The sequence below is a fragment of the Methylobacterium sp. TK26 genome (assembly GCF_055361565.1).
This window is the reverse complement of record NZ_CM143965.1, coordinates 2,368,275-2,386,643: the sequence shown is the minus strand read 5'-3', so window position 1 is coordinate 2,386,643 and position 18,369 is coordinate 2,368,275. Positions and strand designations below refer to the sequence as shown.

The 18,369-nt window shown below is 67.7% G+C and carries 16 protein-coding genes; 5 read left to right on the top strand and 11 right to left on the bottom strand.

All coding sequences use genetic code 11. The features are described 5' to 3' along the window. Nucleotides 1-10: 10 nt before the first annotated feature. The 10 genes from ACXJ1Y_RS11445 to coxB all read right to left on the bottom strand — a co-directional run bounded on the left by ACXJ1Y_RS11445 (nucleotide 11) and on the right by coxB (nucleotide 9,261). Nucleotides 11-1,264: an SfnB family sulfur acquisition oxidoreductase gene (locus tag ACXJ1Y_RS11445; protein ID WP_463846402.1), complete on the bottom strand. Its 1,254-nt coding sequence runs from the start codon at nucleotides 1,262-1,264 to the stop codon at nucleotides 11-13. 14 nt (nucleotides 1,265-1,278) lie between these two features. Next, the gene (gene sfnG, locus ACXJ1Y_RS11440; RefSeq protein WP_463846401.1) at nucleotides 1,279-2,397 is read right to left on the bottom strand and encodes a dimethylsulfone monooxygenase SfnG; all 1,119 of its coding nucleotides are present in this window, start codon (nucleotides 2,395-2,397) and stop codon (nucleotides 1,279-1,281) included. A 223-nt stretch (nucleotides 2,398-2,620) separates the two neighbouring features. Continuing rightward, complete coding sequence (locus tag ACXJ1Y_RS11435; RefSeq protein ID WP_463846400.1) at nucleotides 2,621-3,361, bottom strand: SURF1 family protein; 741 nt, start codon at nucleotides 3,359-3,361, stop codon at nucleotides 2,621-2,623. Then, complete coding sequence (locus tag ACXJ1Y_RS11430) at nucleotides 3,358-3,717, bottom strand: DUF983 domain-containing protein (protein ID WP_463846399.1); 360 nt, start codon at nucleotides 3,715-3,717, stop codon at nucleotides 3,358-3,360. The genes ACXJ1Y_RS11435 and ACXJ1Y_RS11430 overlap by 4 nt, the downstream gene beginning before the upstream one ends. 117 nt (nucleotides 3,718-3,834) lie before the next feature. Further along, nucleotides 3,835-4,692: a cytochrome c oxidase subunit 3 gene (locus tag ACXJ1Y_RS11425; RefSeq protein ID WP_243955619.1), complete on the bottom strand. Its 858-nt coding sequence runs from the start codon at nucleotides 4,690-4,692 to the stop codon at nucleotides 3,835-3,837. Nucleotides 4,693-4,801: 109 nt separating this feature from the next. Continuing rightward, nucleotides 4,802-5,419: a cytochrome c oxidase assembly protein gene (locus ACXJ1Y_RS11420; protein WP_463846398.1), complete on the bottom strand. Its 618-nt coding sequence runs from the start codon at nucleotides 5,417-5,419 to the stop codon at nucleotides 4,802-4,804. Between the two features lie 11 nt (nucleotides 5,420-5,430). Then, complete coding sequence (locus ACXJ1Y_RS11415) at nucleotides 5,431-5,595, bottom strand: cytochrome c oxidase system small membrane protein (protein WP_243955622.1); 165 nt, start codon at nucleotides 5,593-5,595, stop codon at nucleotides 5,431-5,433. Between the two features lie 6 nt (nucleotides 5,596-5,601). After that, nucleotides 5,602-6,537, bottom strand: coding sequence for a heme o synthase (locus ACXJ1Y_RS11410; RefSeq protein WP_463846397.1), 936 nt, complete (start codon nucleotides 6,535-6,537; stop codon nucleotides 5,602-5,604). Between the two features lie 201 nt (nucleotides 6,538-6,738). Next, a complete protein-coding gene (gene ctaD / locus ACXJ1Y_RS11405) occupies nucleotides 6,739-8,370 on the bottom strand; it encodes a cytochrome c oxidase subunit I (RefSeq protein ID WP_463846396.1) in 1,632 nt (543 codons plus the stop codon). Nucleotides 8,371-8,421: 51 nt separating this feature from the next. Further along, complete coding sequence (coxB, locus tag ACXJ1Y_RS11400; RefSeq protein ID WP_463846395.1) at nucleotides 8,422-9,261, bottom strand: cytochrome c oxidase subunit II; 840 nt, start codon at nucleotides 9,259-9,261, stop codon at nucleotides 8,422-8,424. Between the two features lie 259 nt (nucleotides 9,262-9,520). On the opposite strand from coxB, the gene fdhD reads away from it, so the two are divergent. After that, the gene (fdhD, locus tag ACXJ1Y_RS11395; protein ID WP_463846394.1) at nucleotides 9,521-10,273 is read left to right on the top strand and encodes a formate dehydrogenase accessory sulfurtransferase FdhD; all 753 of its coding nucleotides are present in this window, start codon (nucleotides 9,521-9,523) and stop codon (nucleotides 10,271-10,273) included. A 3-nt stretch (nucleotides 10,274-10,276) separates the two neighbouring features. On the opposite strand, the gene ACXJ1Y_RS11390 is transcribed toward fdhD, so the two are convergent. After that, complete coding sequence (locus ACXJ1Y_RS11390) at nucleotides 10,277-11,110, bottom strand: hypothetical protein (RefSeq protein WP_463846393.1); 834 nt, start codon at nucleotides 11,108-11,110, stop codon at nucleotides 10,277-10,279. 499 nt (nucleotides 11,111-11,609) lie between these two features. Here ACXJ1Y_RS11390 and gltB point away from each other — a divergent pair, with 499 nt between their 5' ends. The 4 genes from gltB to ACXJ1Y_RS11370 all read left to right on the top strand — a co-directional run bounded on the left by gltB (nucleotide 11,610) and on the right by ACXJ1Y_RS11370 (nucleotide 18,368). Next, nucleotides 11,610-16,307, top strand: a complete 4,698-nt coding sequence (gltB, locus tag ACXJ1Y_RS11385; protein WP_463846392.1) for a glutamate synthase large subunit — start codon at nucleotides 11,610-11,612, stop codon at nucleotides 16,305-16,307. Nucleotides 16,308-16,332: 25 nt separating this feature from the next. Continuing rightward, nucleotides 16,333-16,623, top strand: coding sequence for a BrnT family toxin (locus tag ACXJ1Y_RS11380; RefSeq protein ID WP_463846391.1), 291 nt, complete (start codon nucleotides 16,333-16,335; stop codon nucleotides 16,621-16,623). Then, entirely contained in the window at nucleotides 16,565-16,855 is a 291-nt protein-coding gene (locus tag ACXJ1Y_RS11375; protein WP_463846390.1) for a BrnA antitoxin family protein, read from the top strand. Before ACXJ1Y_RS11380 ends, ACXJ1Y_RS11375 begins: the two co-directional genes overlap by 59 nt. Nucleotides 16,856-16,934: 79 nt before the next feature. Further along, on the top strand, nucleotides 16,935-18,368 hold the full coding sequence (locus ACXJ1Y_RS11370) for a glutamate synthase subunit beta (protein WP_463846389.1): 1,434 nt from the start codon (nucleotides 16,935-16,937) through the stop codon (nucleotides 18,366-18,368). The last annotated feature ends 1 nt before the right edge of the window (nucleotide 18,369 follow it).

The following is an 18,369-nucleotide window of genomic DNA, read 5'->3' as shown; positions in this document are numbered from 1 at the left end:
GCGGGCGGGATCAGCTCCAGGCGTGGAACGGCGGGTTGACGCCGTTGAGGGCGTGGTTGCCCACGATGGCGTATTTCCAGCGCACCGGGTCGTGCAGCGTGTGGGTCCGGGCGTTGCGCCAGTGCCGGTCGAGATTCTCGGCGGCGAGGGTCGAGCGGGTGCCCGCAAGCTCGAACAGCTTGTTCGACGCGGCCAGCGCGATCTCGGTGGTGAGCACCTTCGCCTCCGCCACCGCGAGTTGGGCGGCGGCGAGCGTCTCCGCATCCGGCGCGGCGATGGCGGCGTCCAGCGACTCGCCCGCGCGATCGAGCAGCGCCTCGGCGGCGTGCTGGCGGATGGTGAGATCGCCGATGGCCTGGATCGTATAGGGATCGTCCGAGGCGCGCTCCTGCCCGCTGTCGATCCACGGCCGGGCTTTCTCCCGCACGAAGGCGATGGTGTCGTCCAGCGCGGCGCGGCCGATGCCGGCATCGATGGCCGCCTGGATGATCTGGAACACCGCCCCATCCGTGCGCGGCCCCTCGTAGCCCTTCCAGGCCGGGACGAGGTGCGTCTTCGGCACCCGCACATCCTCAATGAGCACCGTGCCGCTCGCCGTGCCACGTTGGCCGAAGGCGGACCAATCGTCGATCACCGTGAGGCCCGGCGCATCCCGCTCGGCGATGGCGTACCACGCGCGCCCCTCGCCATCGACGGCGACGATGGGCACGAGATGCGCCAGCAAAGCGCCCGTCGCGTAAAACTTCTGGCCGCGCACTACGACGTGGTCGCCCTCGTCCACGAAGCGGGTCTCGAAATCGGCGGCGCGCTTCGTGCCCCGCTCCGAGAAGGCGTTGCCGAAGCGGATGCCGCGCAGCACGTCCCCGAACAGCAGCGCCTTCTGCGCCTCGTCCGAGACGGTCCTGATCGCGGCGACGATCCCGAGATGGTTCTGCGCGATCTGGCCGACGGACGGGTCCGCCGCCGAGACGATGGCGATGACCCGCGCCAGGGTCCGGTAGGACACCTCCGGCCCGCCATGGGCCTTCGGCACGTTGATGGACCAGAGGCCGCTCTGCGAGAAGGCATCGACCTCGCGCAGGGGCCGTACCGCGTCACGGTCCCGCTCCGATGCGCCCGCGCGGATCTCGGCGGCGAGGGTGGTGGCGACCGTGATCGCCTCCGCGTCGTCACGGATCACATGGGCCGGCGTCGTGGGTTTCGGCGGCCCGGGCACGCCGGCCGCGCTGCCGCCGAGGGAGTGAGGGGCGAGGGCGATAGTCATGGCAGCCTCCGCGCTCAGGCCGCAGCGGCGGCGGGCGCCGCCTGACTGGCCGCTTCCAAGGCGCGGACCCTCGGCAGGATCTCCCGGCCGAAATACGCCACCTCCTCCTGGAAATGCAGGAAGGCCAGGAGAATGAGGTCGGCGCCGGCATCCTTGAGGGCGATGATGCGCTCCGCGATCTGGTCCGGCGTGCCGATCAAGTTCGAGCGGAAGCCGTCATTGTATTGGACGAGATCCTCGAAGGTGGATTTCGCCCAGTTACCCTCGCCCTCGGGGCTCGCCTTGCCGGCGTTCTTCACCTCGTGCCCGAACGCCTTCACCGCATCCGGGTCGGCATGGGCGATGATCTCGTCGAGGACGGCGCGGGCCTCCTCCTCGGTGTCGCGGGCGATGACGAAGGCGTTCACACCGATCTTCGGCGCGTTGCCGCTCTCAGCCGCCTTGACGCGGATGTCATCGACCTGCGTGCGGATCGCCTCCGGCGTATTGCCGTTGGTGAAGTACCAATCGGAGACCCGCGCGGCCATGTCCCGCGCCGCCCGCGACGAGCCGCCCTGGAAGATCTCCGGCAAGGGCTCCGCCGGCTTCGGCTTCAGCGTGTAGTTCGTGTAGCGGTAGAAATCGCCACGGAAGGTGAAGTTGTCCTGCGTCCAGATCCCCCGCAGGGAACGGATGAATTCCTCCGAACGGCGATAGCGCTCGTCGTGATCGAGCCAGGGCTCGCCGATGGCGCGGAACTCGCCGGAGAACCAGCCCGAGACGATGTTCACCGCGATGCGCCCGCTCGTGAGTTGCGAGATCGTGGCGATCTGCTTCGCGGCCAGCGTCGGGTTCCACGGGCCGGGCAGGATCGCGGCGATGACCTTCAGCTTGGTCGTGGCGGCGAGAAGGGCGTGGCTGAAGGCGACCGACTCGTGTTGGTACTCGGCTCCGTAGCCGGCGGTGAAGCGGATCTGCGTGAGCGCGTAGTCGATCCCCGCCTCTTCCGCGATCTGTGCCAGTTTGCGGTTGTACTCCGCGTCCCAGCTCGTCCGCTGCGGGATACGGCTGATGACGAGGCCACCGGACACGTTCGGCACCCAATAGGCGAAACGAACGGGCTCGGAATCGGTGTGCTCGCGACGAATGGTCATGGCGCGGCGAAGTCCTTCTAAGGGGCGAAGTACATCGCGACGTCTCATGGCGTCCGCTGAAGTACTTCGGCTGATCCGACAGCCAGAGTATCGCCAGCCTATTCCACCCCGTCAAAGGAACGTTCGGCTCTTTTCGAACAAAGACCCGGAACGACGTGCCACCGTCCCCACGTCAGTGAGGGCGGTTCGTTCTCTTGTCCAAATGTATGCAGAACGGGGTGGGTCAGGCCGGCTCGTGCAGCCGACGCCACGCGAACACACCGAACACGCCGACGAGGCAGGCGGCGATGCCGTACCACGTGAAGGCATATTGCAGATGGTTGTTCGGCAGATCGACGCGCAACTGGCCGCCGCGCGGCCACGTCGTTTGGCCCGGCACCGCATCGGCCTCGATCAGGTAGGGCGCGACGTCGCCGAGCCCCCGCGCGGCGGCGATGCCCGCCACGTCACGGTTGAACCATTCGCCCTTCGCGGGATCCGGCGCCGGCACGAACATCCCGCGCGGCTCGCTCGCCCGTAGGATGCCGGTGACGCTGGTCTCACCCTCGGACAGCCCGGCGGCACGGTCGGCCTGCGCCTTCAGTTCCGTTGGCACGAAGCCGCGATTGACGAGGACGGTGCCGCCGTCGTCGCGCACGAAGGGGGTGAGGACATAATAGCCCTGGAGCGCCCGTCCCGGCGTCTCGCCCGCCGCGAGGCCGTGAACCAGCGTCTCCCGGTCGTTGAGGAAATGGCCCGTCACGCGCACATGCCGGAACTCGTCGGCCGGATCCCAGGCCGCCGGAGCCGGCGGCGCAACCGGCTCAGCCTTGGATTGAGCGATGATCCGATGGATCAGGCCCTCTTTCCACGACTTGCGCTCGACCTGCCACGTCCCGAGGCCGATCAGAATCGCCAGCGCGATCAAAGCAGAGAGACCCGGCGCGATCAGATCGCGCCACGCGCCGGCCCGAATACCACTCACAGCTCGAAGCGGCCCTCCTCGGCCTTGTTCTTGAACTGCAGCGCGATCAGCAGCCCCTTCAGGGGGCGCACCAGCAGGAGGCTCAAGCCGATGGAGAGGGTGCCCGCCACCAGGGCGTGGACCCAGATCGGCGGCTCATAGCTGATCTCCAGCCACAGGGCGGTGCCGACGACGATGAGGCCGACGATCGACATGACGAAGAAGGCCGGCCCGTCCGCCGAGTCGAAGCTCGAATAATCGAGGTGGCAGACTTCGCAGCGGGGCCGCACGGTGAGGTAGCCCTGGAACAGGTGGCCTTCGCCGCAGCGCGGACAGGCGCCGCGCAAACCTGTCGGTATCGGCGGGGGGGTAGGCATGGCGATCCAGTACGTTGAGACTGTCGCTAAGATAAGGGCTGCCGCAGAACGAAGAAGGGGCGGCCAAGGCCGCCCCGTCATGTGTTTGGGTCAGTGTTCTTTTCGAAGACCCGCCCGTCAGTGGGCCGCGTGACCGATTCCCGAGCCCCACACGTAGATGGCGGCGAAGAGGAACAGCCACACCACATCGACGAAGTGCCAGTACCAAGCTGCGAATTCGAAGCCGAGATGCTGCTTGGGCGTGAACGAGCCGGCATAGGCCCGCATCAGGCAGACGGCGAGGAAGATGGTGCCGATGATGACGTGGGCGCCGTGGAAGCCCGTCGCCATGAAGAACGTGGACGAGTAGATGCTGCCCGCGAAGCCGAACTCGGCGTGGCTGTACTCGAAGGCCTGGCAGGCCGTGAAGATGACGCCGAGGACGATCGTCAGCCACAGGCCGTACTTCAGGCCCTTGCGGTCCCCTTCGAGGAGGGCGTGGTGCGCCCAGGTGATGGTGGTGCCGGAGGTGAGCAGGATCAACGTGTTGAGCAGCGGAAGGTGCCACGGGTCGAACGCCTCGATGCCCTTCGGCGGCCAGACACCGCCGGTGAACTCCACGCGCGACACCTGAATCGGGTCGGCGGTGTAGAGGGCGGCCTCGAAGAAGGCCCAGAACCACGCGACGAAGAACATCACCTCGGAGGCGATGAACATCATCATGCCGTAGCGGTGATGGAGCTGCACGACGCGGGTGTGATCGCCGGCATCGGCCTCATGCGCGACGTCCTTCCACCACGAGTACATGGTGTAGAGCACGCCGACCGCGCCCAGGCCGAACACGTAGGGGCCCGGCGACAGGGTGCCGATCTGCAGGCTCTTCATCCAGAACACGGCGCCGAACGCCATGAGGAAGCCGGAGAAAGCGCCGATCAGCGGCCACGGACTCGGCGCGAGGATATGGAAGTCGTGATTCTTGGCGTGCGCCTCAGCCATCGTCCCGTCGCTCCTCACGCGGCGGTGTAAGGCCTTCCGGCACCACCGCTCTTGCCCAGCTTACCCGAAGCTTTAATCGCTACGGGCCCCTATTGTCACGCGCCCGCGATCAGAAATCGCGTTTCGTCCCCGATGGTGCCGTGTTGGCCACGGACGCCGTCACCGGCTGCCCGTTCTTCGAGGCGAAATATGTGTACGACAGCGTCATCTCGGACAGATGCGCGGTGTTCGAATCGTCCCGCACGGCCGGATCGACGTAGAAGACGACCGGCACGTCGATGGTCTCGCCCGGCTGCAGCGTCTGCTCGTTGAAGCAGAAGCAGGCCACCTTCACGAAGTAGCCGCCCATGAGGCCCGGCTGCACGTTGAAGGTCGCGACACCGGTCGAGGGCTTGTCGCTCGCGTTCTTCACGCGGAAGAACACGGTCTTGGTCTCGCCGAGCTTCGCCTCAACCTGGTTCGTTTCGGGAGCGAACTTCCACGGCAGGCCGGGCGCGACGTTGGTGTCGAAATGGACGACCATGCTGTCGTTGCTGTGCGCGGCGGCGACCGAGAGGGCGGGGCCCTGCCGGGGAGTGCCGTCGTAGCCCGTCGCCTTGCAGAAGGCGTTGTAGAGGGGCACCGACGCGTAGGCGAGGCCGATCATCCCGAAGGCCACGCCCGCGCAGATCACCGCCGTGCGGGCAGCGCCGCGTGTGGTCGGGGGGCGAGGAGACAAGGCAGTCATCGCGTCTCCCTCTAGAGCGGCCGGTTGAGAACCTGCGGGCCGAGCTTTGCAATGGTCAGCACGAAGAACAGCAGCACCATCGCGCCGAGCGCCAGGGCGATCGCCACAGAGCGCTTGCGGCGGCGCGCTTCCTCCTCGGGGGTGAGGGGCCGATACTCGACCTTAGGATCCGGCATCATGGCTCAGGCCACGACCGCGCGGAACAGGCCGAGGCTCTGCTCGGCCAGCAGCGCCGAGAACAGCGCGAAGAGGTAGAGGATCGAGAAGCCGAACAGGCCCATCGCGGCCTTCTTCTCGGCCTCGCCGGTCTTGTTCTTCAGAACGCGGACGCTGAGCGCCACCATGCCAACCCCGCCCACCGTGCCGACCACGGCGTAGAGGAGGCCGCCGAAGCCGAGGGCCACGGGAACGAGGCCGAGCGGCGCCAGGAACACCGAATACCAGACGATCTGGCGGCGGGTGGAATCCGGGCCGGCGACGTTCGGCATCATCGGAATGCCGGCGCGGGCGTATTCACCGGCCTTGATGAGCGCCAGGGCCCAGAAGTGCGGGGGCGTCCATATGAAGATGATGGCGAACAGCACCAGCGACTCGATGCCGACCTGCCCGGTGACGACCGCCTGACCGATGACCGGGGGCAGGGCGCCCGCCGCGCCGCCGATGACGATGTTCTGCGCGGTCGCCCGCTTCAGCCACATCGAGTAGATCACCGCGTAGAACACGATGGTGAAGGCGAGCAGCGCCGCCGAGAGCCAGTTCGCGGCAAGCCCGAGCACCAGCACCGACGCCACGGAGAGGAACAGGCCGAAGCCCAGCGCTTCGCCGGAGGTGATCTTGCCGGCGGGGATCGGCCGGCCCGAGGTCCGGGTCATCACCGCGTCGATGTCGGCGTCCCACCACATGTTGAGGCAGCCCGAGGCGCCCGCGCCCACCGCGATGGCGAAGAGCGAGATCACGCCGATGGCCGGCGCGACATGGCCGTGCGACACGCTCATCCCGACCAGCGCCGTGAAGATCACGAGCACCATCACCCTCGGCTTCAGCAGGGCGAAGTAGTCCGGAACGTCGCCGCCGACGGACGCGACCGCAGGGCTCAGGGTGTTGGTGGCACTCGTCATCAGGTTCGCTGCTGCTCGGCCCGCGACCACGGTGCGGCATGCGCCACGGGGTCGTCACTCAGGTGCAAGTCCGTTCAAGGTGTCGGGGCTCTGCGGCCCGCGTCCCCCGGCAATCGGCCCCGGGGCGCCCTTGCCGGGAGGTCGCACGCGGCGGCCTCCGGGGAAGGGCGGGGGCCGCGAACGGCCCCCGGCTTCGTGTGATCAGTGAACGCCCGGCTCGTCGATGATGCGGGGCAGCGTCTCGAACTGGTGGAAGGGCGGCGGCGAGGACAGGGTCCATTCCAGGGTGGTGGCACCCTCGCCCCACGGATTGTCCGCGGCCCGCTCCTTCGAACGGAACGCCAGGACGACGCCGATGACGAAGACGAACATGCCGAGGCCGAAGATGTGGCCGCCGTAGGTGGAGACCTTATGCCAGCCGGCGAAGGCTTCCGGATAGTCGGCGTAGCGACGCGGCATGCCGGCGAGGCCAAGGAAGTGCATCGGGAAGAACAGGACGTTCGCGCCGATGAAGGCTAGCCAGAAGTGCAGCTTGCCGGCCCATTCCGGGATGATCCGGCCGGTCATCTTCGGGAACCAGTAGTAGACACCGGCGAAGATGATGAACACGGCGCCGAGCGACAGCACATAGTGGAAGTGCGCGACGACGTAGTAGGTGTCGTGGAGGTACTTATCGACCGCCGAGTTGGCGAGCACCACGCCGGTCACGCCGCCGACGGTGAAGAGGAAGATGAAGCCCACCGCCCAGTGCATCGCGGCGGTGAAGCGGATCGAGCCGCCCCACATGGTCGCGATCCAGGAGAAGATCTTCACGCCCGTCGGCACCGCGATCACCATGGTGGCGAACACGAAGTAGGACTGCGTCTGGAGCGACAGGCCGACCGTGTACATGTGGTGAGCCCACACCACGAAGCCGACGACGCCGATGGCGACCATCGCGTAGGCCATCGCGAGGTAGCCGAAGACCGGCTTGCGCGAGAACGTGGCGATGATGTGCGACACGATGCCGAAGGCCGGCAGGATCATGATGTACACTTCGGGGTGTCCGAAGAACCAGAACAGGTGCTGGTACAGGATCGGATCACCGCCGCCGGCCGGGTCGAAGAACGTCGTGCCGAAGTTGCGGTCGGTCAGCAGCATCGTGATGGCGCCCGCGAGCACCGGCAGCGAGAGCAGCAGCAGGAACGCAGTGACCAGCTCGGCCCAGGCGAAGAGCGGCATCTTGTGCAGCGTCATGCCGGGGGCGCGCATGTTCAGGATGGTGGTGATGAAGTTGATGGCGCCGAGGATCGAGCCCGCGCCGGAGAGGTGCAGGGCAAAGATCGCGAAGTCGACGGCCGGGCCGGGATGGCCGACGGTCGAGAGCGGCGGATAGACGGTCCAGCCCGTGCCGGCGCCGCTGGCGCCCGGGGCGCCCTCGACGAAAAGCGAGCACAGCAGCGAGCAGAAGCCTGCGACGGTGAGCCAGAACGAGATGTTGTTCATGCGCGGGAACGCCATGTCCGGCGCGCCGATCATCAGCGGCACGAACCAGTTCCCGAAGCCGCCGATCAGGGCGGGCATCACCATGAAGAACACCATGATGAGGCCGTGGCCCGTGACGAAGACGTTATAGGTCGCGGGATTGGAGAAGTACTGCAGGCCGGGCTGTTCCATCTCCATGCGGATGCCGAAGGAGAGGAAGGCGCCGATCATGCCCGCGCAGAACGCGAACAGCAGGTACAGCGTGCCGATGTCCTTGTGGTTCGTCGAGAGGAACCAGCGGGCGAAGAACCCCGGCATGTGGTGGTCGTGGGCGTCGTGGGCCCCGGCATGGGTGGCGTGTGTTGCCATCTGAGACGTGCCTTAAGGATGGACGGGTGCGTTGCGAAGGCCGGGCGCGGGTCAGCGCGCGTCGGCGAAGCTCTTGCCGTTGTCGATGGCGGCGTACTTGGTCTTGGCCTCCTTCAGCCATTCCGCGTACGCCTGATCGCTGACGACGCGCACGACGATCGGCATGTAGGCGTGCCGCTGGCCGCACAGCTCGGAACACTGGCCGTGGAACGTGCCTTCCTTGTCGGCGCGGAACCACATCTGGTTCAAGCGGCCAGGAACGGCATCGATCTTGAAGCCGAAGGCCGGCATGGCCCAGGAATGCAGCACGTCGGCGGCCGTGACCTGGATCTTCACGACCTTGTTCACCGGGACGACCATCTCGTTGTCGGTCTGCAGCAGGCGGGGCTGCTTGTCCTCATCGAGGTTGGCGTCGAACGTGAAGCCGCCGCCCTGCTCGGTCTGCGGGTACTCGTAGGACCAGTACCACGCGTGGCCGATGACCTTCACGATCATGTCCGCCTTCGGGTCCGAGAGCTGCGTGCGCAGCAGGCGGAACGAGGGGATCGCGACGGCGACGAGGATCAGAACCGGCACGATGGTCCAGGCGATCTCGATGGCGGTGTTGTGGGTAAAGCGCGAAGGCGCCGGGTTGCGCTTCTCGCCGAAGCGGAACACGCACCACAGGATCAGGCCCAGCACGAACAGTGAGATCGCCAGCGACAGCCAGTGCAGGCCGATCTCGAAATTCAGGATGTCGCGGGCGTTTTCCGTGACCGGGATCTGCCGGCTCATCTCCCACGGCACAGGCTGGCCGAACCCGGCGGCAGAGGCCGGAGCGGCGCCCGCAAGCAATGCGCCGAGGAACGGCAAGGTCGTCAAGGACCTGGTGATCGTCCGCACCGTCCGCATTCCTCTCATGGCTCCCCGTCCATTCGCTGCAGGTCGTTCGCCCCGTCTTGACTGCGCGGGGACCATCGCCGACCTGACGGAATGCCCGATCATCCACTGAACGGGCTTCCGCGGATGGCTTCAGATCACAAGGACGATCGTGGTGCAACCACCCAAGCGTCGCATGGAGGGCTTTCCAAAGGCTGGAAGCGTCGCAGAACAGCAACACAAGTCGCTTCTTTCCGTCGATGCACAGATCAGTGTGGTCGACTACGCTCAAATGGAATTCCGCGACGGGACGAGGCCGCTCGCCGTCGAGGCGCCGGTCAACCTCGTCTACGGCAGCGTGCCGCATGCGGTGATGATGACCACGCCGGGCGATCTCGAGGATTTCGCCTTTGGGTTCAGCCTGACGGAAGGCATCGTGGAGGACGCCTCCGAAATCCGCGACGTCCGGGTCGAGGAGGTCGAGGATGGGCTTCGTCTCCTGGTCGAACTCGCCCCCGGCCGGCTGCGCGAACACCTTGCCCGCAAGCGCGCGATCAGCGGGCGGACGGGATGCGGCGTCTGTGGGATCGAGGATCTGGGTTCCCTGCCGCGCGCCCAGACCCGTGAGGGCCTGTCGCTGCGGGTGCCGGTGGCGTCGATCGCCAGGGCGCTCGGCGCGCTCGATTCGGCGCAGACGCTCGGCGCGACGACGCGGGCGGTCCACGCGGCGGCCTGGGCGCTCCTCGACGGGACGCTCATCGCGGTGCGCGAGGATGTCGGCCGCCACAACGCCCTCGACAAGCTCATCGGCGCGATGATGCGGGCCGGCACCGACCCGGCCGAGGGATTCCTCGTCATCACGAGCCGCTGCTCGTTCGAAATGGTGGAGAAGACGGCCCGGCTCGGGGCGGGAATGGTGGTCGCGATCTCGGCTCCGACCTCCCTCGCCCTCGAACGGGCGAAGGAGCACGGGATCACCCTGTGCGCCATCGCCCGCTCCGATTCCCTCACCGTCTTCACCGGCGGCGAAAGGCTCGTGCGCTAGGAGCTATTGCGCGGCCTCGCCGTCCTTCCCTGGCGTGCCCGGCACGACGGTCGCGCCGCCGATCACGCGCACGTTGCGCTTGCCCTCGGCGGGCGGGTCCTTCCAGTCCGGCTTCGGCGCCGCCGCAGCAGCGACGGGCTTCGGCTCGGGCGGCGGGTTGGCGTTGGCCGCCGGGGTCGCGGGCTCGGCCGGGGGCTGCGCCGCCTCGGGGACCGGCTTCGGCGCGGGGGCGATGGGGCTCACCTTGGCGAGGGACGGCTTCTCCGGCGCCTTGGTCGGGCTGGTGCGGGCCACCTTGCGCGGCGGTTCGGCGCGGTGGCCGCCATCGGGGTTCAGGCCGAGGGGATTGCCCTCGGGCGGACGCACGGCCTCGGCGCCGGGCCGGCGCGGCTGGCGGGCAGCCGGGCCGGGTTCGTAGGGGACGGGTTGCGGCGGACGGGCGACGTCCTCCTCCGTCCAGCCGTAGCCGGGCATGGAGCGGACGGGCGGGCGTTCGAGGCGGGCATAGACCTCCTGGCCCGGCATCCGCTCGCGGCCGACGATGGCACCGCTCGTCGGATCGACCACGACGCGCACCGGTGCGCCGGCGGGGCTGATCGCGTCCACGAGATAGAAGCGGCCGTCGTAGCGCGGGCGCGTCACCCCGGTGAAGCCACGGTCGGCCAGTCGCCACGCGATGACGCGCGGCGGCAAAACGTCATCCTCGAAGAAGGTCCGGGCGAAACCCTGCGCGCTCGCACCGCCGGCCGAGGCCGCGACGAGGCCCGCCGACAGAAGGGCGGCCCGCAGCGCGCGGGATCGCAGCTTGGCGCTCAGGGGATTGGCGCTCACGCTCATCACACTCGTTCCCGTTTCTGGAGACCCGGCCGGGTAGTCCGGTTCCGGCATGGCCCGCCCGGTTCGCCCGGTTCTCGGCCATGCCGGCGAGGTCGTTGCCCCGCATGCCGCTTGTGCTCGGCCCCTTCCGTAGACAAGCCGATTCTGGCGATATTGCGAATGGCGCCGACCATATCGGGCCGGTAGAGCAACTGCCTGGGGTCGCAACCCCGGCAAAGCGCTGAAGCCCTTGCTGAAACCACTCCAATCTGCCAACTTCGCCTATTAGGACAGTAGCACTGTCCCATTCGCCTTGATCGCGTGTCGCGCGCGGGCGCAATCGTCGGCAGAAGAGACCGCGCCGCTGTTGTGCGAGCGGGCCTCCGGGCACCGCCACACGGGGCGGCCCCCTGCGTCTTTTGCGCTCCGGCCGGTCGAAGGTGATATCGAGGCACGAAACCTGCTGGCGGAACCCGAAGGATCGGGCGCGGCTCGTGACGAGGGAAGGACGAGAGGAAGCATGGCTGGACGCGGTTTCGCCCCCGAGCCGAACGCTCCCCGCGGCGCCACCACGGCGCCGCTCATCGTGCGCGACCCTGCTTTCCCGAAAGCCCAGGGCGCCTACGACCCCGCCCATGAGCGCGACGCCTGCGGCGTCGGCTTCATCGCCGACATGCACGACCGGCGCAGCCACTCCATCGTGCAACAGGGTCTGAAGATCCTCGAAAACCTCGACCACCGGGGCGCCGTCGGCGCGGACCCGAAGATGGGCGACGGTTGCGGCATCCTCACGCAGATCCCGCACGCCTTCTTCGCGGAGGAGTGCTCGCGGCTGGGCTTCGAGCTTCCGCCTGCCGGGCAATACGCGATCGCGCAGCTCTTCCTGCCGAAGGCCGAGCAGCCGCGCCGGGTGATCGAGGGCATCGTCGCCTCGACGCTGGCGGCGGAGGGCCTGCCCCTTCTCGGCTGGCGCGACGTGCCGGTCGATTCGTCCGATCTCGGCAAGGCCGTGCTGGCGACGGAGCCCTGCCACCGCCAGGTCTTCATCGGCTGCCCGGCCTCGGTGTCGAACCAGGATGCGTTCGAGCGGCGCATCTACGTCGCCCGCAAGGCGATCTCGAACACCATCTACAAGCACGACGACCAGCGGATGAAGGAATTCTACCCGGTCTCCGTGTCGACCCGCACCATCGTCTACAAGGGCATGGTGCTGGTGAACCAGCTCGGGAACTACTTCCTCGACCTGAAGGACGAGCGGTTCGTCTCGGCGCTGGCGCTCGTGCACCAGCGCTTTGCGACCAACACGTTCCCGACCTGGCGGCTGTCTCACCCGTATCGCTTCGTGGCGCATAACGGCGAGATCAACACGCTGCGCGGCAACGTGAACTGGATGGCCGCCCGTCAGGCGAGTGTCGATTCGGACCTGTTCGGCAACGACATCTCGAAGCTCTGGCCGATCTCCTACGAGGGCCAGTCCGATACCGCCTGCTTCGACAACGCCCTCGAATTCCTCGTGATGGGAGGCTACCCGCTCGCCCACGCGATGATGATGCTGATCCCCGAGGCGTGGGCGGGCAACCCGCTCATGGACGAGGAGCGGCGCGCCTTCTACGAGTACCACGCCGCCCTGATGGAGCCGTGGGACGGCCCGGCCGCCGTGGCCTTCACCGACGGGCGCCAGATCGGCGCGACGCTGGACCGGAACGGCCTGCGCCCGGCGCGCTACATCGTCACCGATGACGGGCTCGTCGTGCTTGCCTCCGAGGCCGGCACCCTGCCGATCCCGGACGAGAAGATCGTCCAGTCCTGGCGCCTCCAGCCGGGCCGGATGCTGCTCATCGACTTGCAGAAGGGCCGCATCGTCTCCGACGAGGAGATCAAGGGCGAGCTTGCCCAGGCCCATCCCTATGCCGACTGGGTCAAGAACACCCAGATCGTGCTGGAAGACCTGCGCCCGGTGCAGCCGCGCGAGTCGCGCGGCGACGTGAACCTGCTCGATCGTCAGCAGGCCTTCGGCTACACCCAGGAAGACCTCAAGCTGCTGATGCAGCCCATGGCCGTCACCGGCCAGGAGGCAGTCGGCTCGATGGGCACGGATACGCCGCTCTCGGCGCTCTCCGAGAAGTCGAAGCTGCTCTACACCTACTTCAAGCAGAACTTCGCGCAGGTGACGAACCCGCCGATCGACCCGATCCGCGAGGAGGCCGTGATGAGCCTCGTCTCGTTCATCGGCCCGCGCCCGAACCTGCTCGACATGGAGGGGGCCTCCCGCCGCAAGCGGCTGGAAGTGCGCCAGCCGATCCTGACCAACGGCGATCTGGAGAAGATCCGCTCCATCGGCCATTTCGAGGACCGGTTCGACACCAAGACCCTCGACGTCACCTACCCCGCCGAGAACGGCGCGGCGGCCATGGAAGGGGCGCTGGACCGTCTCTGCGACCGCGCCGAGGCGGCGGTGCGCGGCGGCTACAACATCATCGTGCTCACCGACCGGGCGGTCGGTCCGGATCGCATCCCGATCCCGGCGCTGCTGGCGACGGCGGCCGTGCACAACTACCTGATCCGCAAGGGGCTGCGCACCTCGGTCGGCCTCGTGGTCGAATCGGGTGAGCCGCGCGAGGTGCACCACTTCGCCTGCCTCGCCGGCTATGGCGCGGAGGCGATCAACCCGTACCTCGCCTTCGAAACCCTGATCGAGATGAAGGACGAGTTCCCGCCGGACCTCACCGACGACGAGATCATTTACCGCTACATCAAGGCCATCGATAAGGGCCTGCTGAAGGTCATGTCCAAGATGGGCATCTCGACCTACCAGTCCTATTGCGGCGCGCAGATCTTCGACGCGGTCGGCCTGAACTCGGCCTTCGTCGCCCGCGACTTCTTCGGCACGGCGACGACCATCGAGGGCGTCGGCATGGCCGAGGTGGCGGAGGAGACGGTGCGCCGTCACCGCGACGCGTTCGGCGATGCCCCGGTCTACCGGAACGCGCTGGATGTCGGCGGCGAGTACGCTTACCGCCTGCGCGGCGAGGTCCACACCTGGACGCCGGACACGGTGGCGACCCTTCAGCACGCGGTGCGCATGAACGTGCCCGAGCGCTACCGGGAATACGCCAAGCTGGTGAACCAGCAGGAGAACCAGCTCAAGACGCTGCGTGGCCTCTTCCGCGTCAGGTCCGCCGAAGAACTCGGCCGGGCGCCGGTGCCGCTCGATGCCGTCGAGCCGGCCGCCGAGATCGTGAAGCGGTTCGCCACCGGCGCCATGTCGTACGGCTCCATCTCCAAGGAAGCGCACGAGACGCTGGCCATCGCCCTCAACTCCTTCGGGGGTCGCTCGAACTCGGGCGAAGGCGGCGAGGAGGTCGAGCGGTTCAAGCCCCTGCCGGACGGCCGCTCGCGGCGTTCGTCCATCAAGCAGGTGGCCTCCGGCCGGTTCGGCGTGACGACGGAATACCTCGTCAACTCAGACATGATGCAGATCAAGGTTGCCCAGGGCGCCAAGCCCGGTGAGGGCGGCCAGCTGCCCGGCCACAAGGTCGACGCCAAGATCGCAAAGGTCCGCTACGCCACGCCGGGCGTCGGCCTGATCTCGCCGCCGCCGCACCACGACATCTACTCGATCGAGGATCTGGCCCAGCTGATCTTCGACCTGAAGAACGTGAACCCGTCGGCCGACGTGTCGGTGAAGCTCGTCTCCGAGGTCGGCGTCGGTACCGTCGCGGCGGGCGTCGCCAAGGCGCGGGCCGACCACATCACCATCTCCGGCTTCGACGGGGGCACGGGCGCGGCGCCGCTCACCTCGCTCAAGCACGCGGGTGGCCCGTGGGAAACCGGTCTGGCCGAGACCCAGCAGACGCTGGTGCTCAACGGCCTGCGTGGACGCGTCGCCCTCCAGGCGGATGGCGGCCTGCGTACCGGGCGGGACGTGATCGTCGCGGCCCTGCTCGGCGCGGACCAGATGGGCTTCTCGACCGCGCCGCTGATCGCGGCCGGCTGCATCATGATGCGGAAGTGCCATCTGAACACCTGCCCGGTGGGCGTGGCGACGCAGGACCCGGTGCTGCGCAAGCGCTTCAAGGGCACGCCCGAGCACGTGGTGAACTACTTCTTCTTCGTGGCGGAGGAGGTCCGGGAGATCTTGGCCGCCCTCGGCTTCACGAAGCTCGAAGAGGTGGTCGGCCGCTCGGACATCCTCGACAAGGTCGCGGCCATCACCCACTGGAAGGCGAAGGGCCTCGACTTCACGAAGCTGTTCCACCGGCCGGATGTCGGGCCCGAGATGCCGATCCGCCATGTCGAGCGGCAGCATCATCCGATCGAGCACGTCCTCGACCGACGGCTGATCGAGGGTGCGCGCGGCGCCATCGCCAACGGCGAGCCGGTGGTGCTCACCGACACGATCCGCAACTCGGACCGTGCGGCGGGTGCCATGCTCTCCGGCGAGGTCGCCAAGGCGCACGGCCATGACGGCCTGCCCGACGACACGATCAAGGTGCAGCTCACCGGTACCGCCGGCCAGAGCTTCGGCGCCTGGGCCGCGGCGGGCGTGACCCTCGAACTGACGGGCCACGGCAACGACTACGTTGGCAAGGGCCTGTCGGGCGGCAAGCTGATCATCCGGCCGAGCGACGCCCTCAAGTCGCCGTCCGAGCGGACGATTATGGTCGGCAACACCGTGCTCTACGGGGCCATCGCGGGCGAGTGCTACATCCGTGGCTCGGCCGGCGAGCGGTTCGCCGTGCGCAACTCCGGCGCCATCGCCGTGGTCGAGGGCATGGGCGACCATGGCTGCGAGTACATGACCGGCGGCGTGGTGGTGTCTATCGGCGAGACCGGGCGCAACTTCGCGGCGGGCATGTCGGGCGGCCTTGCCTACGTGCTCGACGAGGACGGCTCGTTCTCCAAGCGCTGCAACCTGTCGATGGTCGATCTGGAGCCCGTCGAGGAGGAGGATGACCTGATGCGTCGCTTCCACCAGGACGGCGACCTGGAGACCAAGGGCCGAGTCGACATCCTCGCGGACATGTCGGGCCACGACGAGGAGCGGCTGAGCCAGCTCATCACTAACCATCTCAAGTACACGGGCAGCCCGAAGGCCAAGGCGATCCTGGAGGATTGGGCGAGCTATCGCACCAAGTTCGTCAAGGTGATGCCGGTGGAGTACCGCAGGGCGCTGCGCGAGATGGAGATGGCGCGGATGCCGGTGGCGGCGGAGTAGGGGCTTTCATCGGCCTCCCTCCCTCGTGCGTATCACCTACGATTCCGAGAAGCGCGCTCGCACCCTCCGCGAGCGCGGATTGGACTTCGAGAGATGCGGTGAGATCTTCGACGGGACCGAACTGAGCCGGCAGGACACGCGGGGCGAATACGGGGAGACGCGGTGGATCACCGTCGGCTATCTTGAGGACCGCCTTGTGGTGACGGTCTGGACCGAAAGGGATGGCAATCGTCGGGTCATCAGCTTGAGGAAGGCCAATGAGCGCGAACAAGCCCGTTTCGGCGCCCGACTCCGGTCGGACGATGTCGCCGGATGAAATCGGTTGGGACCCGGATGATGCGCCCGAACTCGACGAACGCTGGTTTGCGGAAGCCGAACTCAGGCGAAACGGGACGCTGATCCGGCGGGGGCAACTGGCGCGGGAGACCGAGCAGGTTCCGCTCCCCGCCGACGTGGTTGCGCGGTTCCGCGCTCGCGGAGCCGGGTGGCAGGGCAGGATCGAGGCGGCCCTGAAGGAATGGCTGGCGGAGCACCCCGAGCGGGTGTGATCCGAGGCGTCACGGGCGGATGTCCGACTCGTGCAAGTGAAGACGATTGCGAACGAGCGGGCAGGAAGAGACGAGGACGATGGGCAAGATCACGGGCTTCCTCGAATTCGATCGGCAGGAGCAGAAGTACCAACTCGCCGCCGACCGCGTTCGGCATTTCCGCGAGTTCACGCTCCCGCTGGACGAGCATGACCTCACCAAGCAGGCGGCCCGCTGCATGGATTGCGGCATTCCGTTCTGCCACGGGCCGACCGGCTGCCCGGTCCACAACCAAATCCCGGACTGGAACGACCTCGTCTTCCAGTCGGATTGGGAGGAGGCCTCGCGCAACCTCCATTCCACGAACAACTTCCCCGAGTTCACGGGCCGCATCTGCCCTGCGCCCTGCGAGGAAGCCTGCACGCTCAACCTCGAGAACCAGCCGGTCGCCATCAAGACGATCGAGCAGGCCATCGCGGATCGCGCCTGGAACATGGGCTGGATCAAGCCCGAGGTGCCGGAGATCCGCACCGGCAAGCGCGTCGCGGTGATCGGCTCCGGCCCGGCCGGCATGGCGGCGGCGCAGCAGCTCGCCCGCGTCGGGCACGATGTCCACGTCTTCGAGCGCGAGCCGAAGGCCGGCGGGCTGCTCCGCTACGGCATCCCGGACTTCAAGATGGAGAAGCGCCACATCGACCGGCGCGTGAAGCAGATGGAAGGCGAGGGCGTCGTCTTCCACTACAACGAGAATATCGGCGTTACGAAGTCCGTCGAGGACCTGAAGGCCAAGTTCGACGCGGTGATCTTCTGCGGCGGCGCCGAGGATCCGCGCAACCCGAACCTGCCGGGCCAGGAGCTGGAGGGCGTCCATTACGCGATGCCCTATCTCGTGCAGTCGAACCGACGGGTCGGCCAGGAGCCGATGCGCGGCAACGGCGAGGCGCCGATCCTGGCGAACGGCAAGAACGTCGTGGTCATCGGCGGCGGCGACACCGCCTCCGATTGCGTCGGCACGGCCTTCCGCCAGGGCGCCCTATCGGTGACGCAGCTCGACATCCGTCCGCGCCCGCCGGAGCGCGAGGACAAGCTGACCGTGTGGCCCTACTGGCCGACCAAGATGCGGACTTCGTCCAGTCAGGCCGAGGGCGCCGAGCGCGAGTTCCAGGCGGCGACCCTGCGCCTCGAAGGCAATAAGAAGGGCGTGCTGACCGGCGTGGTTTGCGCCCGCGTCGATGCCAAGCGCCAGCCGATCCCGGGTTCGGAATTCGTGCTGCCAGCTGACCTCGTCTTCATGGCGATCGGCTTCGCCGGTTCGGTGCAGAAGGGCCTCGTCGAGCAGTCCGGCGTCACCGTCGACAAGCGCGGCAACATCACGGCCAACGAGGAGGATTACCGCACCTCCGATCCGAAGATCTGGGCGGCGGGCGACATGCGTCGCGGCCAGTCCCTGGTCGTCTGGGCGATCCGCGAGGGCCGTCAGGCCGCCCGCGCCATCGACGAGGCGCTCATGGGCGCCAGCGTCCTGCCGCGCTGAG